The sequence below is a fragment of the Pseudomonas sp. PDM10 genome (genome assembly GCF_014852295.1).
Classification (GTDB): Bacteria; Pseudomonadota; Gammaproteobacteria; order Pseudomonadales; family Pseudomonadaceae; genus Aquipseudomonas.
In genome coordinates, this window is the sequence record NZ_JACVBJ010000028.1 from 1 (window position 1) to 297 (window position 297).

Annotated in this window: 1 protein-coding gene; it reads left to right on the forward strand. The window is 65.0% G+C overall.

Going from position 1 to position 297, the window contains the following annotated elements:
- Positions 1-297, forward strand: a 297-nt coding sequence (locus IB252_RS29965; protein ID WP_225607662.1) for a DUF5801 repeats-in-toxin domain-containing protein, incomplete at both ends; no start/stop codon positions are given.

Sequence of the window (297 nt, forward strand, 5' to 3'; positions counted from 1 at the left end):
CGGTAGACGAAACGGTGCTGACAACCGACGCCACTCAGAGCTTTACCGCCAACTTCAGCTCGGCATTTGGCGCTGATGGTGCCGGCACCCTGACCTATGCGCTGGGCATGACGGCCGGCCCTTCGGGGCTGACCGACACGGCCACCGGCGAAGCAGTCAACCTGTCGCTTAACGGCGGTGTAGTCGAAGGCCGTACGGCCACCACCAACCTGCTGGTGTTCACGGTCAGCGTCGCCGCCAACGGTGACGTCACCCTCGACCAGCTGCGCGCCGTGGTGCATCCCGATGCCACCAATC